General features: G+C 71.6%; 14 protein-coding genes. 10 read left to right on the top strand and 4 right to left on the bottom strand.

Translation table 11 applies throughout. From position 1 onward, the window contains the following. The first annotated feature begins 22 nt into the window (after positions 1 to 22). Entirely contained in the window at positions 23 to 331 is a 309-nt protein-coding gene (groES, locus tag CCS38_RS23780) for a co-chaperone GroES (RefSeq protein ID WP_019329594.1), read from the top strand. 130 nt (positions 332 to 461) lie between these two features. Continuing rightward, complete coding sequence (groL, locus tag CCS38_RS23785) at positions 462 to 2,090, top strand: chaperonin GroEL (protein ID WP_223735328.1); 1,629 nt, start codon at positions 462 to 464, stop codon at positions 2,088 to 2,090. A 136-nt stretch (positions 2,091 to 2,226) separates the two neighbouring features. On the opposite strand, the gene CCS38_RS23790 is transcribed toward groL, so the two are convergent. Next, positions 2,227 to 3,000 carry an SDR family NAD(P)-dependent oxidoreductase gene (locus CCS38_RS23790; protein WP_223735329.1) on the bottom strand — a complete coding sequence of 258 codons (774 nt, stop codon included), beginning with the start codon at positions 2,998 to 3,000 and terminating at the stop codon, positions 2,227 to 2,229. A gap of 196 nt (positions 3,001 to 3,196) precedes the next feature. Between CCS38_RS23790 and CCS38_RS23795 the strand changes: the two genes are divergently transcribed. Continuing rightward, entirely contained in the window at positions 3,197 to 4,108 is a 912-nt protein-coding gene (locus CCS38_RS23795; protein WP_223735330.1) for a LysR family transcriptional regulator, read from the top strand. A gap of 107 nt (positions 4,109 to 4,215) precedes the next feature. Here CCS38_RS23795 and CCS38_RS23800 read toward each other — a convergent pair whose 3' ends face one another. Beyond that, on the bottom strand, positions 4,216 to 4,545 hold the full coding sequence (locus CCS38_RS23800) for a WhiB family transcriptional regulator (protein ID WP_223735331.1): 330 nt from the start codon (positions 4,543 to 4,545) through the stop codon (positions 4,216 to 4,218). Positions 4,546 to 4,933: 388 nt separating this feature from the next. On the opposite strand from CCS38_RS23800, the gene CCS38_RS23805 reads away from it, so the two are divergent. From CCS38_RS23805 to CCS38_RS23820, 4 genes are all read left to right on the top strand, one after another. Further along, positions 4,934 to 5,545: a response regulator transcription factor gene (locus CCS38_RS23805; RefSeq protein WP_003948568.1), complete on the top strand. Its 612-nt coding sequence runs from the start codon at positions 4,934 to 4,936 to the stop codon at positions 5,543 to 5,545. A gap of 372 nt (positions 5,546 to 5,917) precedes the next feature. Next, positions 5,918 to 6,493 (top strand): sigma-70 family RNA polymerase sigma factor, encoded by a 576-nt coding sequence (locus CCS38_RS23810; protein ID WP_030262963.1) that lies wholly within the window; start codon positions 5,918 to 5,920, stop codon positions 6,491 to 6,493. A 163-nt stretch (positions 6,494 to 6,656) separates the two neighbouring features. Then, positions 6,657 to 8,156, top strand: coding sequence for an IMP dehydrogenase (guaB, locus tag CCS38_RS23815; protein WP_223735332.1), 1,500 nt, complete (start codon positions 6,657 to 6,659; stop codon positions 8,154 to 8,156). A gap of 114 nt (positions 8,157 to 8,270) precedes the next feature. After that, positions 8,271 to 9,380 (top strand): GuaB3 family IMP dehydrogenase-related protein, encoded by a 1,110-nt coding sequence (locus tag CCS38_RS23820; RefSeq protein WP_030262970.1) that lies wholly within the window; start codon positions 8,271 to 8,273, stop codon positions 9,378 to 9,380. Between the two features lie 53 nt (positions 9,381 to 9,433). Here CCS38_RS23820 and CCS38_RS23825 read toward each other — a convergent pair whose 3' ends face one another. Further along, a complete protein-coding gene (locus CCS38_RS23825) occupies positions 9,434 to 10,681 on the bottom strand; it encodes a nucleotide sugar dehydrogenase (protein WP_223735333.1) in 1,248 nt (415 codons plus the stop codon). A gap of 209 nt (positions 10,682 to 10,890) precedes the next feature. On the opposite strand from CCS38_RS23825, the gene CCS38_RS23830 reads away from it, so the two are divergent. Beyond that, positions 10,891 to 12,597 carry a glycerol-3-phosphate dehydrogenase/oxidase gene (locus CCS38_RS23830; protein ID WP_223735334.1) on the top strand — a complete coding sequence of 569 codons (1,707 nt, stop codon included), beginning with the start codon at positions 10,891 to 10,893 and terminating at the stop codon, positions 12,595 to 12,597. A gap of 49 nt (positions 12,598 to 12,646) precedes the next feature. Here the strand turns inward: CCS38_RS23830 and CCS38_RS23835 are convergent, their stop codons facing one another. Next, positions 12,647 to 14,020: a serine hydrolase domain-containing protein gene (locus tag CCS38_RS23835; RefSeq protein WP_223735335.1), complete on the bottom strand. Its 1,374-nt coding sequence runs from the start codon at positions 14,018 to 14,020 to the stop codon at positions 12,647 to 12,649. A gap of 193 nt (positions 14,021 to 14,213) precedes the next feature. Between CCS38_RS23835 and CCS38_RS23840 the strand changes: the two genes are divergently transcribed. Together CCS38_RS23840 and CCS38_RS23845 are read left to right on the top strand one after the other, a co-directional pair. Then, positions 14,214 to 16,085, top strand: a complete 1,872-nt coding sequence (locus tag CCS38_RS23840; protein WP_223735336.1) for a serine/threonine-protein kinase — start codon at positions 14,214 to 14,216, stop codon at positions 16,083 to 16,085. A gap of 424 nt (positions 16,086 to 16,509) precedes the next feature. Then, a partial coding sequence (locus CCS38_RS23845) for a protein kinase domain-containing protein (protein ID WP_223735337.1) occupies positions 16,510 to 17,219 on the top strand: 710 nt, incomplete at its 3' end.

Here is a 17,219-nt window from a genome sequence, read left to right on the forward strand (position 1 = left end):
CTCCGAAGGGGGAGGTCGGATCGTGACGACCGCCAGCTCCAAGGTTGCCATCAAGCCGCTCGAGGACCGCATTGTGGTCCAGCCGCTCGACGCCGAGCAGACCACGGCTTCGGGCCTGGTCATTCCGGACACCGCCAAGGAGAAGCCCCAGGAGGGCGTTGTCCTGGCCGTGGGCCCGGGCCGCTTCGAGGACGGTAACCGTCTTCCGCTCGACGTTTCCGTCGGCGACGTCGTGCTCTACAGCAAGTACGGCGGCACCGAGGTGAAGTACAACGGCGAGGAGTACCTCGTCCTCTCGGCCCGCGACGTTCTCGCGATCGTCGAGAAGTAAGCCGGGGACCTGGGATTTCCCAGGCCGACGCTTCACCCCAGCTGTTCTGATCTGCGCCCCTGGTTCCCGCGTCTCACCACCCGGGGCAGGGGCGCATTTCGTTGAGAGTACGACTAAGGACACGTAACTCATGGCGAAGATTCTGAAGTTCGACGAGGACGCCCGTCGCGCCCTCGAGCGCGGCGTCAACAAGCTTGCCGACACGGTCAAGGTGACGATCGGCCCCAAGGGCCGCAACGTCGTCATCGACAAGAAGTTCGGCGCCCCGACCATCACCAACGACGGTGTCACCATCGCGCGCGAGGTCGAGGTCGACGACCCGTACGAGAACCTCGGCGCCCAGCTGGTGAAGGAGGTGGCGACCAAGACCAACGACATCGCTGGTGACGGCACCACCACCGCCACCGTCCTGGCCCAGGCGCTGGTCCGCGAGGGCCTGCGCAACGTCGCCGCCGGCGCCTCCCCGGCCGCCCTGAAGAAGGGCATCGACGCCGCCGTCAAGGCCGTGTCCGACGACCTCCTCGCGATCGCCAGCCCGATCGACTCCAAGGAGGACATCGCCGCCGTGGCCGGCCTGTCCGCCCAGGACAAGCAGGTCGGTGAGCTCATCGCCGAGGCGATGGACAAGGTCGGCAAGGACGGTGTCATCACCGTCGAGGAGTCCAACACCTTCGGCCTGGAGCTCGACTTCACCGAGGGCATGGCCTTCGACAAGGGCTACCTCTCCCCGTACATGGTCACCGACCAGGAGCGGATGGAGGCCGTCCTCGAGGACCCGTACATCCTGATCCACCAGGGCAAGATCGGCTCGATCCAGGACCTGCTGCCGCTGCTGGAGAAGGTCATCCAGGCCGGTGGCTCCAAGCCGCTGCTGATCATCGCCGAGGACGTCGAGGGCGAGGCCCTGTCGACCCTGGTCGTGAACAAGATCCGCGGCACCTTCAACGCCGTCGCCGTGAAGGCCCCCGGCTTCGGTGACCGCCGCAAGGCGATGCTCGGCGACATGGCCACCCTCACCGGTGCGACCGTCATCGCCGAGGAGGTCGGCCTCAAGCTCGACCAGGCCGGTCTGGACGTGCTGGGCACCGCCCGCCGCGTGACCGTCACCAAGGACGACACCACCATCGTCGACGGTGGCGGCAACTCCGAGGACGTGCAGGGCCGCGTCAACCAGATCAAGGCCGAGATCGAGTCCACCGACTCGGACTGGGACCGCGAGAAGCTCCAGGAGCGCCTCGCCAAGCTCGCCGGTGGCGTCTGCGTCATCCGCGTGGGTGCGGCCACCGAGGTCGAGCTCAAGGAGAAGAAGCACCGTCTGGAGGACGCCATCTCCGCGACCCGCGCCGCGGTCGAGGAGGGCATCGTCTCCGGTGGTGGCTCCGCTCTGGTCCACGCCGTCAAGGTGCTCGAGGGCAACCTCGGCAAGGAGGGCGACGAGGCCACCGGTGTCGCCGTCGTCCGCCGCGCCGCGGTCGAGCCGCTGCGCTGGATCGCCGAGAACGCCGGTCTCGAGGGCTACGTCATCACCTCCAAGGTCGCCGAGCTCGACAAGGGCCAGGGCTTCAACGCCGCGACCGGCGAGTACGGCGACCTGGTGAAGGCCGGCGTCATCGACCCGGTCAAGGTCACCCGCTCCGCCCTGGAGAACGCCGCCTCCATCGCCTCCCTGCTCCTCACGACCGAAACCCTGGTCGTCGAGAAGCCGGCCGAGGAAGAGGCCGAGGCCGGCCACGGCCACGGCCACGGCCACGCGCACTGATTTTGCGGCTAAACCGCCGCCGCTCTCGCGGACCTGGTTGCGCGCCGCGGGGGTAACTCAAGCGGTGGTTGCGGTACGAATGGGCCCGGTGTCTCTCAGGAGATACCGGGCCCGTCGCTTTTCGATCGCGCGCGGGCTACTGCGGCCCGTACTTCCGTCCCGTCCGGGACGTGACGCCGCCCAGGAGGTTGCGCGGGGCGAGCTTCACGACGCCCATCAGGGCCTTGTAGCGCGGGTCGGGGATGGAGAGGGAGCGGCCGCGGGCCAGGTCCTTCATCGCGGCGTCCACCAGGTTGTCCGCGTCCAGCCACATCCAGCCGGGGATGTTGTCCGTGCCCATCCCGGCCCGCTCGTGGAACTCGGTACGGACGAATCCCGGGCACAGGGCCATCAGCCGCACCCCGCTCCCCGCCAGGTCACGCGCCGCGCCCTGGGTGAACTGCACGACCCACGCCTTGCTCGCGCCGTACGTGCCGCGCGGCACGAAGGCCGCGACCGAGGCGACGTTGACCACGCCGCCGCGCCGCCGCTCGCGCATCCCCTTGACCGCCGCCGAGGTCAGCCGCAGCACCGCCTCGCAGTGCACCTTCAGCATGGTCAGCTCGTCGGCCATGGGTACTTCGAGGAACTCGCCCTTGTTGCCGAAGCCCGCGTTGTTGACCAGCAGGTCCACCGGGTTCCTGCTGTCCGAGAGCCGTTCCTCGACGGCCGCGATGCCCTCCTCCGTCGCCAGATCGGCGACCAGCACACCGGCCTCGATGCCGTGCCGGTCGTGCAGCTCGGCCGCGTGTTCGCGCAGCTTTTCCTCGTTACGGGCCACCAGCACCAGGTTGTGTCCGTCGGCCGCCAGCCGGCGCGCGAACGCCGCCCCGATCCCCGCTGTAGCTCCCGTGACCAATGCAGTCGTCATAAGAGAACGCTATCGGCACGGGGAACCGCTCACATCCGGCCCACTCATGGTGGGGTTCGCGCCGAATGTTCCGCGGTCGGGACCGTCGTACGGAGGCGGTGAGGCGGGCGGTGAGGCGGACGGTGACGGCGCGTGGCGCGGCAAAGCAGCGAGTGAATTATCCGAGCTCGCCCCAAGTGGTGCTTATGCTTAAGACATGATCGAGGCCCGTCATCTCCGCGTGCTGCGCGCCGTCGCGCGGACCGGTTCGTTCTCCGCCGCCGCCCGCGAGCTCGGCTGCACCCAGCCCGCCGTCTCCCAGCAGATGAAGGCGCTCGAACAGTCGGCGGGCACGCCGCTGATCATCCGTGCCGGCCGCGAGATGCGGCTCACCGAGGCAGGTCAGGCCCTCGTGCGGCACGCCGCCGGCATCCTCGCCGGGCTGACCGCCGCCGAGGAGGAGGTCGCGGCGATCGCCGGACTGCGCGCCGGACGGGTCCGGCTGGTGTCCTTCCCCTCGGGCAGCTCCACGCTGGTGCCGACCGCGCTGGCCGCGATGCGGGCCGCGCACCCCGGTACGGCGGTCTCGCTGGACGAGGCGGAGCCGCCGCGCTCCATCGAGATGCTGCGCGGCGGCGACTGCGAGATCGCGCTGGCCTTCCGGTACCCGGAGGTGCCGGGCGCCGACCCGGCCGCCGAGTCCGAGTGGGACGACCTGGTCGTACGCCCCGTACTGAGCGACCGGCTGGTGGGGCTGGTGCCCGAGGAGCACCGGCTCGCCGACGAAGCGAAGGCGGGCTTCGCCGAGCTGGCGGAGGAGCCGTGGATCGCGGGCTGCCCGCGCTGTCGCCGCCACCTGGTCACGGTGTGCGAGCGCGCCGGTTTCACGCCGCGCATCGACTTCGCCACCGATGACTACCCGGCGGTGATCGGGCTGGTGGGCGCGGGTCTGGGCGTCGCCGCGCTCCCGGAGCTGGCGCTCGCCTCGGTACGGCCCAAGGGGGCGCGCACGATCCGGCTGGAGCCGGTGGTGCAGCGCGAGATCGTGGCGCTCACGCTGCCGGACCTGGCACAGGTACCGGCGGTGGCGGCCATGCTCGATCAGCTGGCGGCCGCGGGCCGCCGCTGAACCTCACCGGCACCGCTCTCCCGGCGGTACCGGCCGTACCGGACGCCGCGCCACGGCCCGCTGCCGTAGCGGCGCAGAAACGTTACGCCTGTTCGGGTGTACGGCATTCAACCTCTGGTCAGTGTCGCGGGATTCGAGCCGCCGGCCGGTACCAGACGGTGCCGGGCCCGGCCCATCAGCTCTTCCCGTTCGTCCTCGGTCAGTCCTCCCCACACGCCGTACGGCTCACGGACGGCAAGGGCGTGGGCCGCGCATTCGGCGCGTACAGGGCAGCGCATGCAGACCTCTTTCGCGGACGTCTCGCGCGCGCTGCGGGCCGCGCCGCGTTCGCCCTCGGGGTGAAAGAAGAGCGAACTGTCCACGCCGCGGCAGGCGGCGAGCAGCTGCCAGTCCCAGAGGTCCGCGTTCGGGCCCGGAAGGCGGGAGAAATCTGCCATTGCTAGTCCCCTCGAAGCGTGGCGGTACGGGCTCCTGTTCAAGACCGTACATCTACCGTCTAAGCAGATGTAAATATGACTCATCTCGAATCTTGCCCCAGATAACTAGCAAACGGAAGAAAAGCCACCAAACAGGGCATAGCGCCCTCGCGAGAGGAAGTGGAGCGGCAGGGGGCGCGGGTCTTGCTGCTGCGTGTCCGGCCCCTCACATAGAGTGTCGAAAACGGCTCCTCAGCCCGTAACTCTTTCGGGTGACCGTCGTTGAGAGTGCGGAAGCGGTTGACAGAGGGACTCCCCGGGCAGGTGTCCGAGGCCGTCAATCGCACAGGTGACGATACGTACCAGCCTGGAGGCACAACGTGACGCGCATCAGCTGCGGAGGACGGCCATGACTTCCGTCCTCGTCTGCGACGACTCCCCGCTTGCCCGAGAGGCGCTCCGTCGGGCGGTTGCGACCGTCCCCGGCGTCGAGCGCGTGACGACCGCGGCCAACGGCGAGGAAGTCCTCCGCCGCTGGGGTGCCGATCGCTCGGACCTGATTCTGATGGACGTACGGATGCCCGGCCTCGGCGGCGTCGAGACCGTGCGCCGGCTGCTGTCCGCCGACCCGGGCGCCCGGATCATCATGCTCACCGTCGCCGAGGATCTCGACGGGGTGGCGCTCGCCGTCGCCGCCGGCGCCCGCGGCTATCTGCACAAGGACGCCTCGCGCGCCGAGCTGCGCGCGACGGTCACCCAGGCGCTCGCCGACCCGACCTGGCGCCTCGCCCCGCGCCGGCTGCGGTCCGCCGAGATGGGCGCCGCGCCGACGCTCACCGCGCGGGAGATCCAGGTGCTGGAGGGCATGAGCCACGGCCGCTCCAACGCCGAGATCGGGCGCGAGCTCTTCCTATCCGAGGACACGGTCAAGACGCACGCCCGGCGTCTCTTCAAGAAGCTCGGCGCCTCCGACCGCGCACACGCGGTGGCGCTCGGCTTCCGCTGGGGCCTGGTCCGCTGAGCAGTTGGCCGCGAGGGCACAGCGGGGCCGCGGCGTGCGCCCTCCCGTCGGGGTGGCGCGTGCCACGGCCCCGTTGTGCCGACGTCCGGCGCCGAAACCTCACGCGATGCCGCATGCTTGAGGTGTGACTCCTCCCCGGCTCCAAGGGCCGGGGCTTCTCACTCGGCCAGAAGAGACCTCATGACGGACATGCCCTGCCCGGTGCCCCACGGTGCCGAAGAACGCCATGGGCGACGTCTCGGGTCCGGCATGGGCAACACCCGAAAGGGGGAGGCGTGGGACGTGAGTGCTGGCACACCGACGCATAACACTTCGGTGCACAACTACGGGGGCGATGCCGCGAACCGCGCGGCACCAAGGCACCATGGACCGATGCGCGAGGACGGGACCCAGGAGATCGGCGGGCTCGTCGCACGTGCCGTCGAGGGGGACCGGCAGGCCACGCACGACCTCCTCGCGCACGTGCACCCGCTTGCACTGCGCTACTGCCGTACGCGGCTGTCGCGGTTGCCGGGTGACGCTCGCCACTTCGTCGAGGACCTCGCGCAGGAGGTCTGCGTGGCGGTGCTCTGCGCGCTGCCGCGGTACCGGGACACCGGCAAGCCGTTCGAGGCGTTCGTCTTCGCCATCGCCGGGCACAAAGTCGCCGACCTGCAGCGGGCCGCCATGCGCGGCCCCGGCAGCACGGCCGTGCCCTCGGACGAGATGCCGGAGCAGCCGGACGATTCGCTCGGGCCCGAGGAGCGGGCGCTGCTCAGCAGTGACGCGGAGTGGGCCAAGAAGCTGCTGGCCAGCCTGCCGGAGAACCAACGGGAGCTGGTGCTGCTGCGGGTCGCGGTCGGGCTGACGGCGGAGGAGACCGGGCAGATGCTGGGGATGTCGCCGGGGGCCGTGCGGGTCGCACAGCACCGCGCGCTCAGCCGGCTGCGGGCGCTCGCCGAGCAGTAGCCGCCGCCTCCTCTCGTACAGCGGAGCGGGGCGGGCCGCCGCACGCCCTGCTCCGTCCGTGTGAACGCACAAAGAACGCGGGTGATCTTGCTCGTGGAATGGGACACCGGCCATTCCCGTTAGCATGGACATCCGCACTGATCAAGGCCATTGGGAAGGTGTCATGACCAACGTCGACGGAGTCCCCGGAAAATTCGCGACACTCGGGCTGACCTACGACGATGTGCTCCTCCTGCCGGGCGCCTCGGACATGGCGCCCGACCAGATCGACACCTCCTCGTACATCTCGAAGAACGTCCGGGTGAACGTCCCGCTGCTGTCCGCGGCGATGGACAAGGTCACCGAGGCCCGGATGGCCATCGCCATGGCCCGTCAGGGCGGCGTCGGCGTGCTGCACCGCAATCTCTCCATCGAGGACCAGGCCAACCAGGTCGACCTCGTCAAGCGCTCCGAGTCCGGCATGGTCACGGACCCGATCACGGTCAACCCGGACGCGACCCTGGCCGAGGCCGATGAGCTGTGCGCGCGCTTCCGTATCAGCGGTGTCCCGGTGACCGACGCGGCGGGCAAGCTGCTCGGCATCGTCACCAACCGCGACATGGCCTTCGAGACCGACCGCGGCCGCCAGGTGCGTGACGTCATGACGCCGATGCCGCTGGTCACGGGCAAGGTCGGGATCTCCGGCGTGGACGCCATGGAGCTGCTGCGCCGCCACAAGATCGAGAAGCTGCCGCTGGTCGACGACTCGGGCGTCCTCAAGGGCCTGATCACGGTCAAGGACTTCGTGAAGGCCGAGCAGTACCCGAACGCGGCCAAGGACTCCGAGGGCCGGCTGCTGGTCGGCGCGGCCGTGGGCGTCGCGGGCGACGCGTACGAGCGGGCCCAGGCGCTGATCGAGTCCGGTGTGGACTTCATCGTCGTGGACACCGCGCACGGCCACTCCCGGCTGGTCGGCGAGATGGTCGCCAAGATCAAGTCGAACTCCTCCGTCGACGTCGTCGGCGGCAACGTCGCCACCCGCGACGGCGCCCAGGCGCTCATCGACGCCGGCGTGGACGGCATCAAGGTCGGCGTCGGCCCCGGCTCCATCTGCACCACCCGCGTCGTCGCCGGCATCGGCGTCCCGCAGGTCACCGCGATCTACGAGGCGTCGCTCGCGGCCAAGGCGGCGGGCGTCCCGGTCATCGGCGACGGTGGCCTCCAGTACTCCGGTGACATCGCGAAGGCGCTGGTCGCGGGCGCCGACACGGTCATGCTCGGCTCCCTCCTCGCCGGCTGCGAGGAGTCCCCGGGCGAGCTGATGTTCATCAACGGCAAGCAGTTCAAGTCGTACCGCGGCATGGGTTCGCTCGGCGCGATGCAGACCCGCGGCGACCGCAAGTCCTTCTCCAAGGACCGGTACTTCCAGGAGGGCGTCGCCTCCGACGAGAAGCTGGTGCCCGAGGGCATCGAGGGCCAGGTCCCGTACCGCGGCCCGCTCTCCTCGGTCGTCCACCAGCTCGCCGGCGGCCTGCGCCAGTCGATGTTCTACGTCGGCGGCCGGACCGTCCCGGAGCTCCAGGAGAAGGGCCGGTTCGTCCGGATCACCTCGGCGGGCCTGAAGGAGAGCCACCCGCACGACATCCAGATGACGGTCGAGGCGCCGAACTACAACGCCCGCTGACCAGCGGCGATACGAAGCGCTGGGAGAGCCCGCGGACACCCGTCCGCGGGCTCCGGCACGTCGGGGATACTGGAATCGGCAGACGAAGCCGCGAAGTAAGCGAAAGGCCACATAGTGACTGAGATCGAAATCGGGCGCGGCAAGCGCGGCCGCCGGGCGTACGCCTTCGACGACATCGCCGTCGTACCGAGTCGGCGGACCCGCGACCCGAAGGAGGTCTCGATCGCCTGGCAGATCGACGCCTACCGTTTCGAGCTGCCGTTCCTGGCCGCCCCGATGGACTCCGTCGTCTCGCCGCAGACCGCCATCCGCATCGGTGAGCTGGGCGGCCTGGGCGTGCTCAACCTCGAGGGCCTGTGGACCCGGTACGAGGACCCGGAGCCGCTGCTCGCGGAGATCGCCGAGCTGGACGAGGCCACCGCGACCCGCCGCCTGCAGGAGATCTACGCGGCCCCGATCAAGGAAGAGCTGATCGGCCAGCGCATCAAGGAGGTGCGCGACTCCGGCGTGGTCACCGCCGCCGCGCTCTCCCCGCAGCGCACCGCCCAGTTCTCCAAGGCCGTCGTGGACGCGGGCGTGGACATCTTCGTGATCCGCGGCACCACCGTCTCCGCCGAGCACGTCTCCTCCGCCGCCGAGCCGCTGAACCTCAAGCAGTTCATCTACGAGCTCGACGTCCCGGTCATCGTCGGCGGCTGCGCGACCTACACCGCGGCCCTGCACCTGATGCGCACCGGCGCGGCCGGTGTGCTGGTGGGCTTCGGCGGCGGCGCCGCGCACACCACCCGTAACGTCCTGGGCATCCAGGTCCCGATGGCCACCGCCGTCGCGGACGTCGCGGCCGCGCGCCGTGACTACATGGACGAGTCCGGCGGCCGGTACGTGCACGTCATCGCCGACGGCGGCGTGGGCTGGTCCGGTGACCTGCCCAAGGCCATCGCCTGCGGTGCCGACGCCGTGATGATGGGCTCCCCGCTGGCCCGCGCCACCGACGCGCCCGGCCGCGGCCACCACTGGGGCATGGAGGCCGTCCACGAGGACGTGCCGCGTGGCAAGCGCATGGACCTCGGCACGGTCGGCACGACCGAGGAGGTGCTGCACGGCCCGTCGCACACCACGGACGGCTCGATGAACTTCTTCGGCGCGCTGCGCCGGGCGATGGCCACGACCGGCTACTCCGACCTGAAGGAGTTCCAGCGGGTCGAGGTGACCGTCCGCGCGTAGTCCCGGTACTTCGTGTGCAAGGGGCCCTGCCGGCGCGGCGGGGCCCCTTCGCGTTACAGGCGGTGGGCCGCGCCCGTCGGGGTCGCGCCGCGCGTGTCCAGCAGCAGCTGGGCCTTCACGGCCAGGCCCTGGAGGTCGTACGTGCGGTGGTGCTGGAGCAGCAGCGTGAGGTCCGCGGCAGAGGCGGCCTCGTACAGCGAGTCCGCGCGCGGGACCGGGCGGCCCAGTACCTGCCACTGGGAGACGTACGGGTCGTGGTACGTCAGATGGGCGCCCAGCTCCAGGAGGCGGGAGGCGATCTCGCGGGCCGGTGAGCCCTCCTCGTCGCCGATGTCCGGCTTGTACGTCACCCCCAGCAGCAGCACGCGCGCGCCGCGCGCCGATTTGCCGTGCTCGTTCAGGAGGGTGGCGCAGCGCTGGATGACGTACCGGGGCATCCGGCCGTTGACCTCCTGGGCGAGTTCGACCATGCGGAGCGGGTAGCCGGGGGAGCGGCCCTTGTGGGCGAGGCAGTTGGGGTCGATGGGGGCGGCGTGGCCGCCGACGCCGGGGCCGGGGCGGAACGCCTGGAAGCCGAAGGGCTTGGTCTCGGAGCAGCGGATGACGTCCCAGAGGTCCACGCCGATGTCGTGGCAGAGGACGGCCATCTCGTTCATCAGGGCGATATTGACGTGCCGGTAGTTGGTCTCCAGAAGTCCGGAGGTCTCCGCCTCCTTGGGGCCGCGGGCGCGGACGACCTTGTCGGTGAGCCGGCCGTAGAAGGCGGCGGCCGCTTCGGTGCAGGCGGGGGTGAGGCCGCCGATGACCTTCGGGGTGTTGGCGTGGCCGTAGCGGCGGTTGCCGGGGTCGTACCGGGCGGGGGAGCAGGCGAGGTGGAAGTCGCGTCCCGCGGTGAGCCCCGAACCCGCTTCCAGGAGCGGACGGAGGAATTCCTCGGTGGTACCGGGGTACCCCGTGGACTCCAGGATCACCGTGGTGTGGGGGCGCAGATGTGCGGCGAGGGTGCGGGCGGCCTCGGCCACCGCGCGCAGGTCCAGGGCGCGGTCCTCGCCGAGCGGGGTGGGGGCGCAGATGACGGCCGTGCGGACCCTGCCGAGCACTGCGGGGTCGGTGGTGGTGCGGAAGCCAGCGGTGAGCAGCCGGCGCACTTCGGTGGGGGAGAGCGGGCCGTCGGCGCCGAGGCCGGCGGCGGTGTGCGGTCCGGGGGTGTAGCCGAGGGTGCCGAGGCCGGCGGCGACGGCGGCCTGGGCGAGGGGGAGGCCGATGTGGCCGAGTCCGATGACGGCGAGGTCTGCGGGCATTCTGGCCGTCCTTCCCGAGCGATTCCAGGTAGCGCATAAGTAGACTAAGCCGACATTTGACCCAGAATGGGGATTGGCGGATCAAGGGTGCGGAGTGGCGTCTTCCCGACCGGTAAGCGTGCGGAGGGTGGCTGGCCGGGCCGCCTCCGGACAGAATCAACAACGGGGTGTGGCACCGATCACAGCACCGACCGAAGCGGGAGGCAGTGGTGAGGACAGCGACACTGGGACCGGCCGAGCGCGCCGGAGCACTGGCACGGATGGCGGAACGCGAGCTGGACGTGCTGGTCATCGGCGGCGGCGTCGTCGGCGCCGGCACCGCACTGGACGCGGTGACGCGCGGACTGTCCACGGGCCTGGTCGAGGCGCGGGACTGGGCATCGGGCACGTCATCGCGCTCCAGCAAGCTGATCCACGGAGGGCTGCGCTATCTGGAGATGCTGGACTTCGCGCTCGTACGGGAAGCGCTGAAGGAACGCGGGCTGCTGCTGGAGCGGATCGCGCCGCATCTGGTGAAGCCGGTGCCCTTCCTCTATCCCCTCCAGCACAAGGGCTGGGAGCGCTGGTACGCCGGCACGGGCGTGGCGATGTACGACGCGATGTCGCTCTCCTCGGGGCACGGCCGCGGGCTGCCGGCCCACCGGCATCTCACCCGTTCGCGGGCGCTGCGTGTCGCGCCCTGCCTGAAGAAGGACGCACTGGTCGGCGCGTTGCAGTACTACGACGCGCAGATGGATGACGCGCGGTATGTCGCCACCATCGTGCGCACCGCCGCCGCTTATGGGGCGCTCGCGGCCAACCGCGCGCGGGTCGTCGGCTTTCTGCGCGAGGGCGAGCGGGTGGTCGGCGCGCGGGTGCAGGACGTGGAGGCCGGCGGCGAGTACGAGGTGCGCGCCCGGCAGATCGTCAACGCCACGGGCGTGTGGACCGACGACACCCAGGGGCTGATCAACGAGCGCGGCCAGTTCCACGTCCGCGCCTCCAAGGGCATCCACCTGGTCGTACCGAAGGACCGCATCCACTCCACGACCGGGCTGATCCTGCGCACGGAGAAGAGCGTGCTGTTCGTCATCCCCTGGGGACGGCACTGGATCATCGGCACCACCGACACCGACTGGGACCTGGACAAGGCGCACCCCGCCGCCTCCAGCGCCGACATCGACTACCTCCTCGAACACGTCAACTCCGTGCTCTCCACCCCGTTGACCAGGGACGACGTGGAAGGTGTGTACGCGGGGCTGCGGCCGCTGCTGGCCGGTGAGTCGGACGCGACGAGCAAGCTGTCGCGCGAGCACACCGTCGCGCACCCGGTGCCGGGCCTGGTCGTGGTCGCGGGCGGCAAGTACACGACGTACCGGGTGATGGCCAAGGACGCGGTGGACGAGGCGGTGCACGGGCTGGACCAGAGGGTCGCGGACTGTGTGACCGAGGACGTGCCACTGGTGGGCGCGGAGGGCTACAAGGCGCTGTGGAACGCGCGGGCGCACATCGCGGCGCGCACCGGCCTGCACGTCGCCCGTATAGAGCATCTGCTGAACCGCTACGGCTCGATGGCGGAGGAAGTACTGGAGCTGATCACCGACGACCCGTCACTCGGCGCGCCGCTGGCGGCCGCCGACGACTATCTCCGCGCCGAGGTCGTCTACGCCTGCACCCACGAGGGCGCCCGCCACCTCGACGACGTGCTGACGCGGCGCACCCGGATCTCCATCGAGACCTTCGACCGGGGCACCCGCAGCGCCCGCGAGGTCGCCGAGCTGATGGCGCCCGCGCTGGGCTGGGACCAGGACCAGGTCGACCGGGAGATCGAGCACTACGAGAAGCGGGTCGAGGCCGAGCGGGAGTCCCAGCGGCAGCCGGACGACCTGACGGCGGACGCGGCGCGGCTGGGGGCGCCGGACATCGTGTCGCGGTAGCGGCAGCGGTCGCTGTAGAGGTGGGGGCGTGGCGCCGGTACGTGCGGCGTCACGCCCCCGGAGTCTCCGGGGCCTCCTGAGTCCCCGGGGCCTCCCGAGTCTCCGGGGCCCGCGGGCAGAATTCCGCCGTCAGCAGGGCGTGTATCCGCTGGGGCGCGTCCGGCTGGTCCGTGTTCAGCCGCAGCGTCAGCACGTGCCGGCCGTCCTCGGTGGCCGCGGTCTGCGCGTACGAGCCGTTGATGTCCCCGTCGTGGCCCCATACGGTCACGCCGCACGGCAGCCGCGTTCCGTAGAGGCCCAGCCCGTACACCCCGTTCGTGTCCTTTTCGTCCCGCATCTGGGCGAGCTGACGGGGCGGCAGCAGCCGGCCGCCGAGCAGCGCCGCGAAGAAACGATTCAGGTCGCCGAGCGTCGTGACCAGCTCGCCCGCCGCGCCCGCCCGGCTGGGATCGAGCGTCGTACTGTCCACGCGCTCCTCGCCCACCTGCGAGTACCCGCGCCCGTACGGCCGCGGCAGCCGCGGGTCGGTCCCCGGGAAGGACGTGCCCGACAGCCCCAGCGGCGCGATGATCCGGCGCCCGGCCTCCTCGGCGTACGAATGCCCGGTCACCGCCTCGATGATCTGCCCCAGTACGAGGTAGTTGGTGTTGGAGTACGCGTACCGGGTGCCGGGGGCGTTCTCCGCCGGATGGGCCAGCGCCGTCAGCAGCAGCTGTTCCGGGGTGTAGGTGTCGTACCGGTGGGCGGTGAAGCCGGCGCCGTGCAGCTCCCGCGACAGCTCCGGGTCGGCGGTGTAGTTGTACAGGCCGCTGGTGTGGTCCAGCAGTTCGCGGACGGTGACGTCGCGCGGGTCCGTGGCGCCGGGGGCGAGGCCGGGCAGCAGCCGGCCGACGGTGTCGTCCAGGGAGAGCCGGTCCTCGGCGGTCAGCTGCAGCACGACCGTGGCGATGAAGGTCTTGGTGAGGCTGCCGGCGCGGAAGTGGTCGGCGGGCGTGATGGGCCGGTCGGTCCGCAGGTCGGCCACGCCCGCTGCCGCGAAACGCGAGGCGTACGACCGGCCGTCACGGGTCGTCAGTGCCGCGGCGCCCGGCGTGTCCCCGTCGGCCAGCGCGCGGACCGCCCGCGCGGTCGCGGGCTTCGGCTCGTGCGCCGTGCCCTTCGGGGGGCCGGGCTTGCGCGGCGTACTCGGAGTGCGGGGCGGCGCGTGCCGGTCGGACGGCGAGGGCCGCGCATCGGGGCGCGGCGTACGGGCCGCGGGCGGTGGCGTGCCCGTACCGGGGCCCGGCGCACCTGTTGCGGAGCGGCGCGCGCCGGGCGCATCCGCCGCCGCAGAGTGCGCCGGAGCGCGGTCACGGGCGGCGCATCCGGCCGTGAGCAGCACGCAGAAGGCAGCCGTCAGCGCCGCCGCGCGGCTAAAATTCACGGATCGCAAGGTCAATCGGGACTCCCGGTGTCGGGCCCATCATGACGGGTGCCCAACGCGTACTCCTCCTGGCCCCGGGCCTTCCCCGTCGCCGCGGATGAGGGAGAATGAAGGCTCTGCCAGGGTGGGTTGTCCGAGTTGGGGCAGTTTGGTGTTGCGGTTGCCAACTCGGCTGGATTGCAGAGGGGATTCAGTGGGCGACGAGGACGCCAAGGACGGCGAGACGGGCAGGCTGCTCGCCGGCCGTTACCGGCTGGGCGATGTCCTCGGCCGGGGCGGGATGGGCACGGTCTGGCGGGCCCGGGACGAGGTCCTGGGCCGCACGGTCGCGGTCAAGGAACTGCGCTTCCCGGGCGGGGTCGAGGAGGACGAGAAGCGCCGCCTGATCACCCGCACGCTGCGCGAGGCGAAGGCGATCGCCAGGATCCGCAACCACGGCGCGGTCACGGTCTACGATGTGGTCGACGAGGACGACCGCCCGTGGATCGTCATGGAACTGGTCGAGGGCCGCTCGCTCGCCGAGGTCATCCGCGACGACGGCGCGCTCACCCCGCGCCGCGCCGCCGAGGTCGGCCTCGCCGTCCTGGACGTGCTGCGCGCCGCGCACCGTGAGGGCATCCTGCACCGCGACGTGAAGCCGTCCAACGTCCTGATCGCCGACGACGGCCGGGTGGTGCTCACGGACTTCGGCATCGCCCAGGTCGAGGGCGACCCCTCGGTCACCTCCACCGGCATGCTCGTCGGCGCGCCCTCGTACATCTCCCCGGAGCGGGCCCGCGGCCAGAAGCCCGGCCCGCCGTCCGACCTGTGGTCGCTGGGCGGCCTGCTGTACGCCTGCGTCGAGGGCGTGCCCCCGTACGACAAGGGCTCCGCGATCGCCACCCTGACCGCGGTGATGACCGAGCCGGTGGACCCGCCCAAGAGCGCCGGCGGCCTCGAAGAGGTCATCTACGGGCTGCTGGTGAAGGACCCGGCGGGGCGGCTGAGCGACGAGGCCGCCCGCGCGCTGCTGACGGCCGCGGTCAACGCGCCCGAGGACACCGGCCCCGAGCCGGCCGAGAAGCCCGCCGAGGCCACCCGCATGATGGCGCTGCCGGCCCTGCCGCCGGAGCCCGCGGCGCCGCCAAGACCCTCCGCCGCCACCGCAGGCGCGGCCGCCGAGCCGGCCAGGGAGCGGATGCGCGGCGCCCTGAAGTCCGTACGCAGCGCGGCGGCGGCCGCCTCGGCCGCCCGCTCCGCGCCGAAGCCGGACGGCACACCCGCGTCCGGTCAGGCGGTGCCGGGCACGACCCGTGCCTCGCTGACCGACGTCGTACCGAAGCGCACGCTCGTCATCGTCGCGGTGGTCGCCGTCCTCGCGGTCCTCGGTACGGTGCTGGCCTTCGCGCTGACCGCCGGGGACGACACCCCGGGCAAGGGCACGGCCCAGGGGAGCGGGCCGAGCGCCGGCGCGGCCCCCGCCTCCGACGAGCCGCAGGGCGAGCGCAACGCGAGCCCGCAGGCCAGCGAGGGGGCGCAGGCCGAGCAGTCGAGCGCGCCGCCCGAGGACGACGCGAACGACGACAAGGGCGACGAGGAGAAGAGCGACGACAAGGACGGCGACGCTCTCCCGGACGGCTTCAAGAAGATCTCCAACGGCCGGTTCCACTTCACGATGGCGATGCCGGAGGGCTGGAAGCAGACCGGGACGGCGGGCCAGAACTCGGGCGGCATCTACAGCGCCTCCGGGGGCTTCCCGCGCATTCAGGTCGACTTCAACGCCAAGCCGAGCGACGACGCCGTCGCGGCCTGGCGCGGCCTGGAGCCCGCGGTGCGCGGCAGCAGCTCCGGCTACCACCTCATCGGCATCAAGAAGGCCGACTGGCGGGACTACCCGACCGTCGCCGACTGGTCGTTCACCCGTGAGCAGCGCGGCCAGAAGATGCGCATACTGAACCGTGGCTTCAAGGTCGACGGCGACCACGGCTACGCCATCATGATCACCTGCAAGGCCGGGACCTGGCCGGACAAGGAGTGCCGCCAGCTCCGGGAGACGGCGTTCCGCACGTTCGAGGTGAAGGACTGAGGGCCTTCGGGGGCGAAGGGGCGACGGCCTTCGGGGGCAAGGGCCGACGGCCGTCGGGAAGAGGGCCGGTCTACGGGGCGGCGGGGCGCCGGCCTACGGGTGACGGCCTGCGCTCCCAGTGGCGCGGCGCCGGCCTTCGGGGCAGCGGGCTGATGTCGGCCCCCGGGCAACTGCTGTCCCCCGCGTCCGTATGAGGGACTGATCATTCCGCCCGCTCCGGTGGCAGAAAGCCACCGGAGCGGGTGAGTGCTGTTGCGCCGAGCAGTCCCCAGGCGGACCCGGGACACGTATCGTGGCCTCACATAGACCGTACGCGGCCGCATTTCGGCAGTATTGCGACTGGAACCGACCACGGACCGCTGTGCCGGGGGGTAGAAACGGTCCAGCGGTTGGCCGCGGGTATCGCGCGCACTGGGGAGGCGTCGTGGACGAGTACGCGGGGCGAGTGCTCGCCGAGCGCTACCGCCTTCCTGCGCCCCCGCCGGACGCGCCCGAGCCGCTCCTGACCCGCGCGCTGGACACGCGCAGCGGGCAGGAAGTGCTGGTCCGTCAGGTGCCGCTCCCGGAGGTCGTGGACGCGGAGCTGGTCGACGAGTACGACACGGGCGCCGGGGGCCGTGGGCGGCGTACGACTGCCGGCTCCGGGGCCGGCTTCGGCTCGGGCGGGGGCGCGCGGGCCGACCGCGATCCGTCCGATCCCGTGGTGCGGCGCGCCCTGGAGGCCGCGACGGCTGCCGCGCGCGTCCCGGACCATCCTCGGCTCGACCAGGTTTTCGACGTCTTCGCGCAGGACGGCAGCTTGTGGATCGTCAGCGAACTGATCCCGGCCCGGCCGCTCGCGGCGCTGCTCGCCGACCGCACGCTGTCCCCGCACCGCGCGGCGGAGATCGCCGCCGACGTCCTCACCGCGCTGCGCACGCTGCACGCGCACGGCTGGACGCACCGCAACATCACCCCGCGCACGGTCCTGGTCTGCGACGACGGCCGCGTCGTCCTCACCGGCCTGGCCGCCGGCGCCGCGGAAGAGGCCCTGTGCGGCTACGACCCGGTGCCCCGCGAGGCGGACCCGCCCCCGGGCGCGGTACGCCCGGGCGTCGTACGGGAGTGGCGCGCGGGGGGAGGGGCTGCGCCGGG

This window comes from Streptomyces purpurogeneiscleroticus, assembly GCF_020024005.1.
GTDB classification, from domain to species: domain Bacteria; phylum Actinomycetota; class Actinomycetes; order Streptomycetales; family Streptomycetaceae; genus Streptomyces; species Streptomyces purpurogeneiscleroticus.

What these genes read in the sequence shown, in the direction of transcription:
- groL (WP_223735328.1), top strand. Translation starts at nt 462, where the DNA reads ATGGCGAAGATTCTGAAGTTCGACGAGGACGCCCGTCGCGCCCTCGAG.
- CCS38_RS23790 (WP_223735329.1), bottom strand. Translation starts at nt 3,000, where the DNA reads ATGACGACTGCATTGGTCACGGGAGCTACAGCGGGGATCGGGGCGGCG.
- CCS38_RS23795 (WP_223735330.1), top strand. Translation starts at nt 3,197, where the DNA reads ATGATCGAGGCCCGTCATCTCCGCGTGCTGCGCGCCGTCGCGCGGACC.
- CCS38_RS23800 (WP_223735331.1), bottom strand. Translation starts at nt 4,545, where the DNA reads ATGGCAGATTTCTCCCGCCTTCCGGGCCCGAACGCGGACCTCTGGGAC.
- CCS38_RS23805 (WP_003948568.1), top strand. Translation starts at nt 4,934, where the DNA reads ATGACTTCCGTCCTCGTCTGCGACGACTCCCCGCTTGCCCGAGAGGCG.
- CCS38_RS23810 (WP_030262963.1), top strand. Translation starts at nt 5,918, where the DNA reads ATGCGCGAGGACGGGACCCAGGAGATCGGCGGGCTCGTCGCACGTGCC.
- guaB (WP_223735332.1), top strand. Translation starts at nt 6,657, where the DNA reads ATGACCAACGTCGACGGAGTCCCCGGAAAATTCGCGACACTCGGGCTG.
- CCS38_RS23825 (WP_223735333.1), bottom strand. Translation starts at nt 10,681, where the DNA reads ATGCCCGCAGACCTCGCCGTCATCGGACTCGGCCACATCGGCCTCCCC.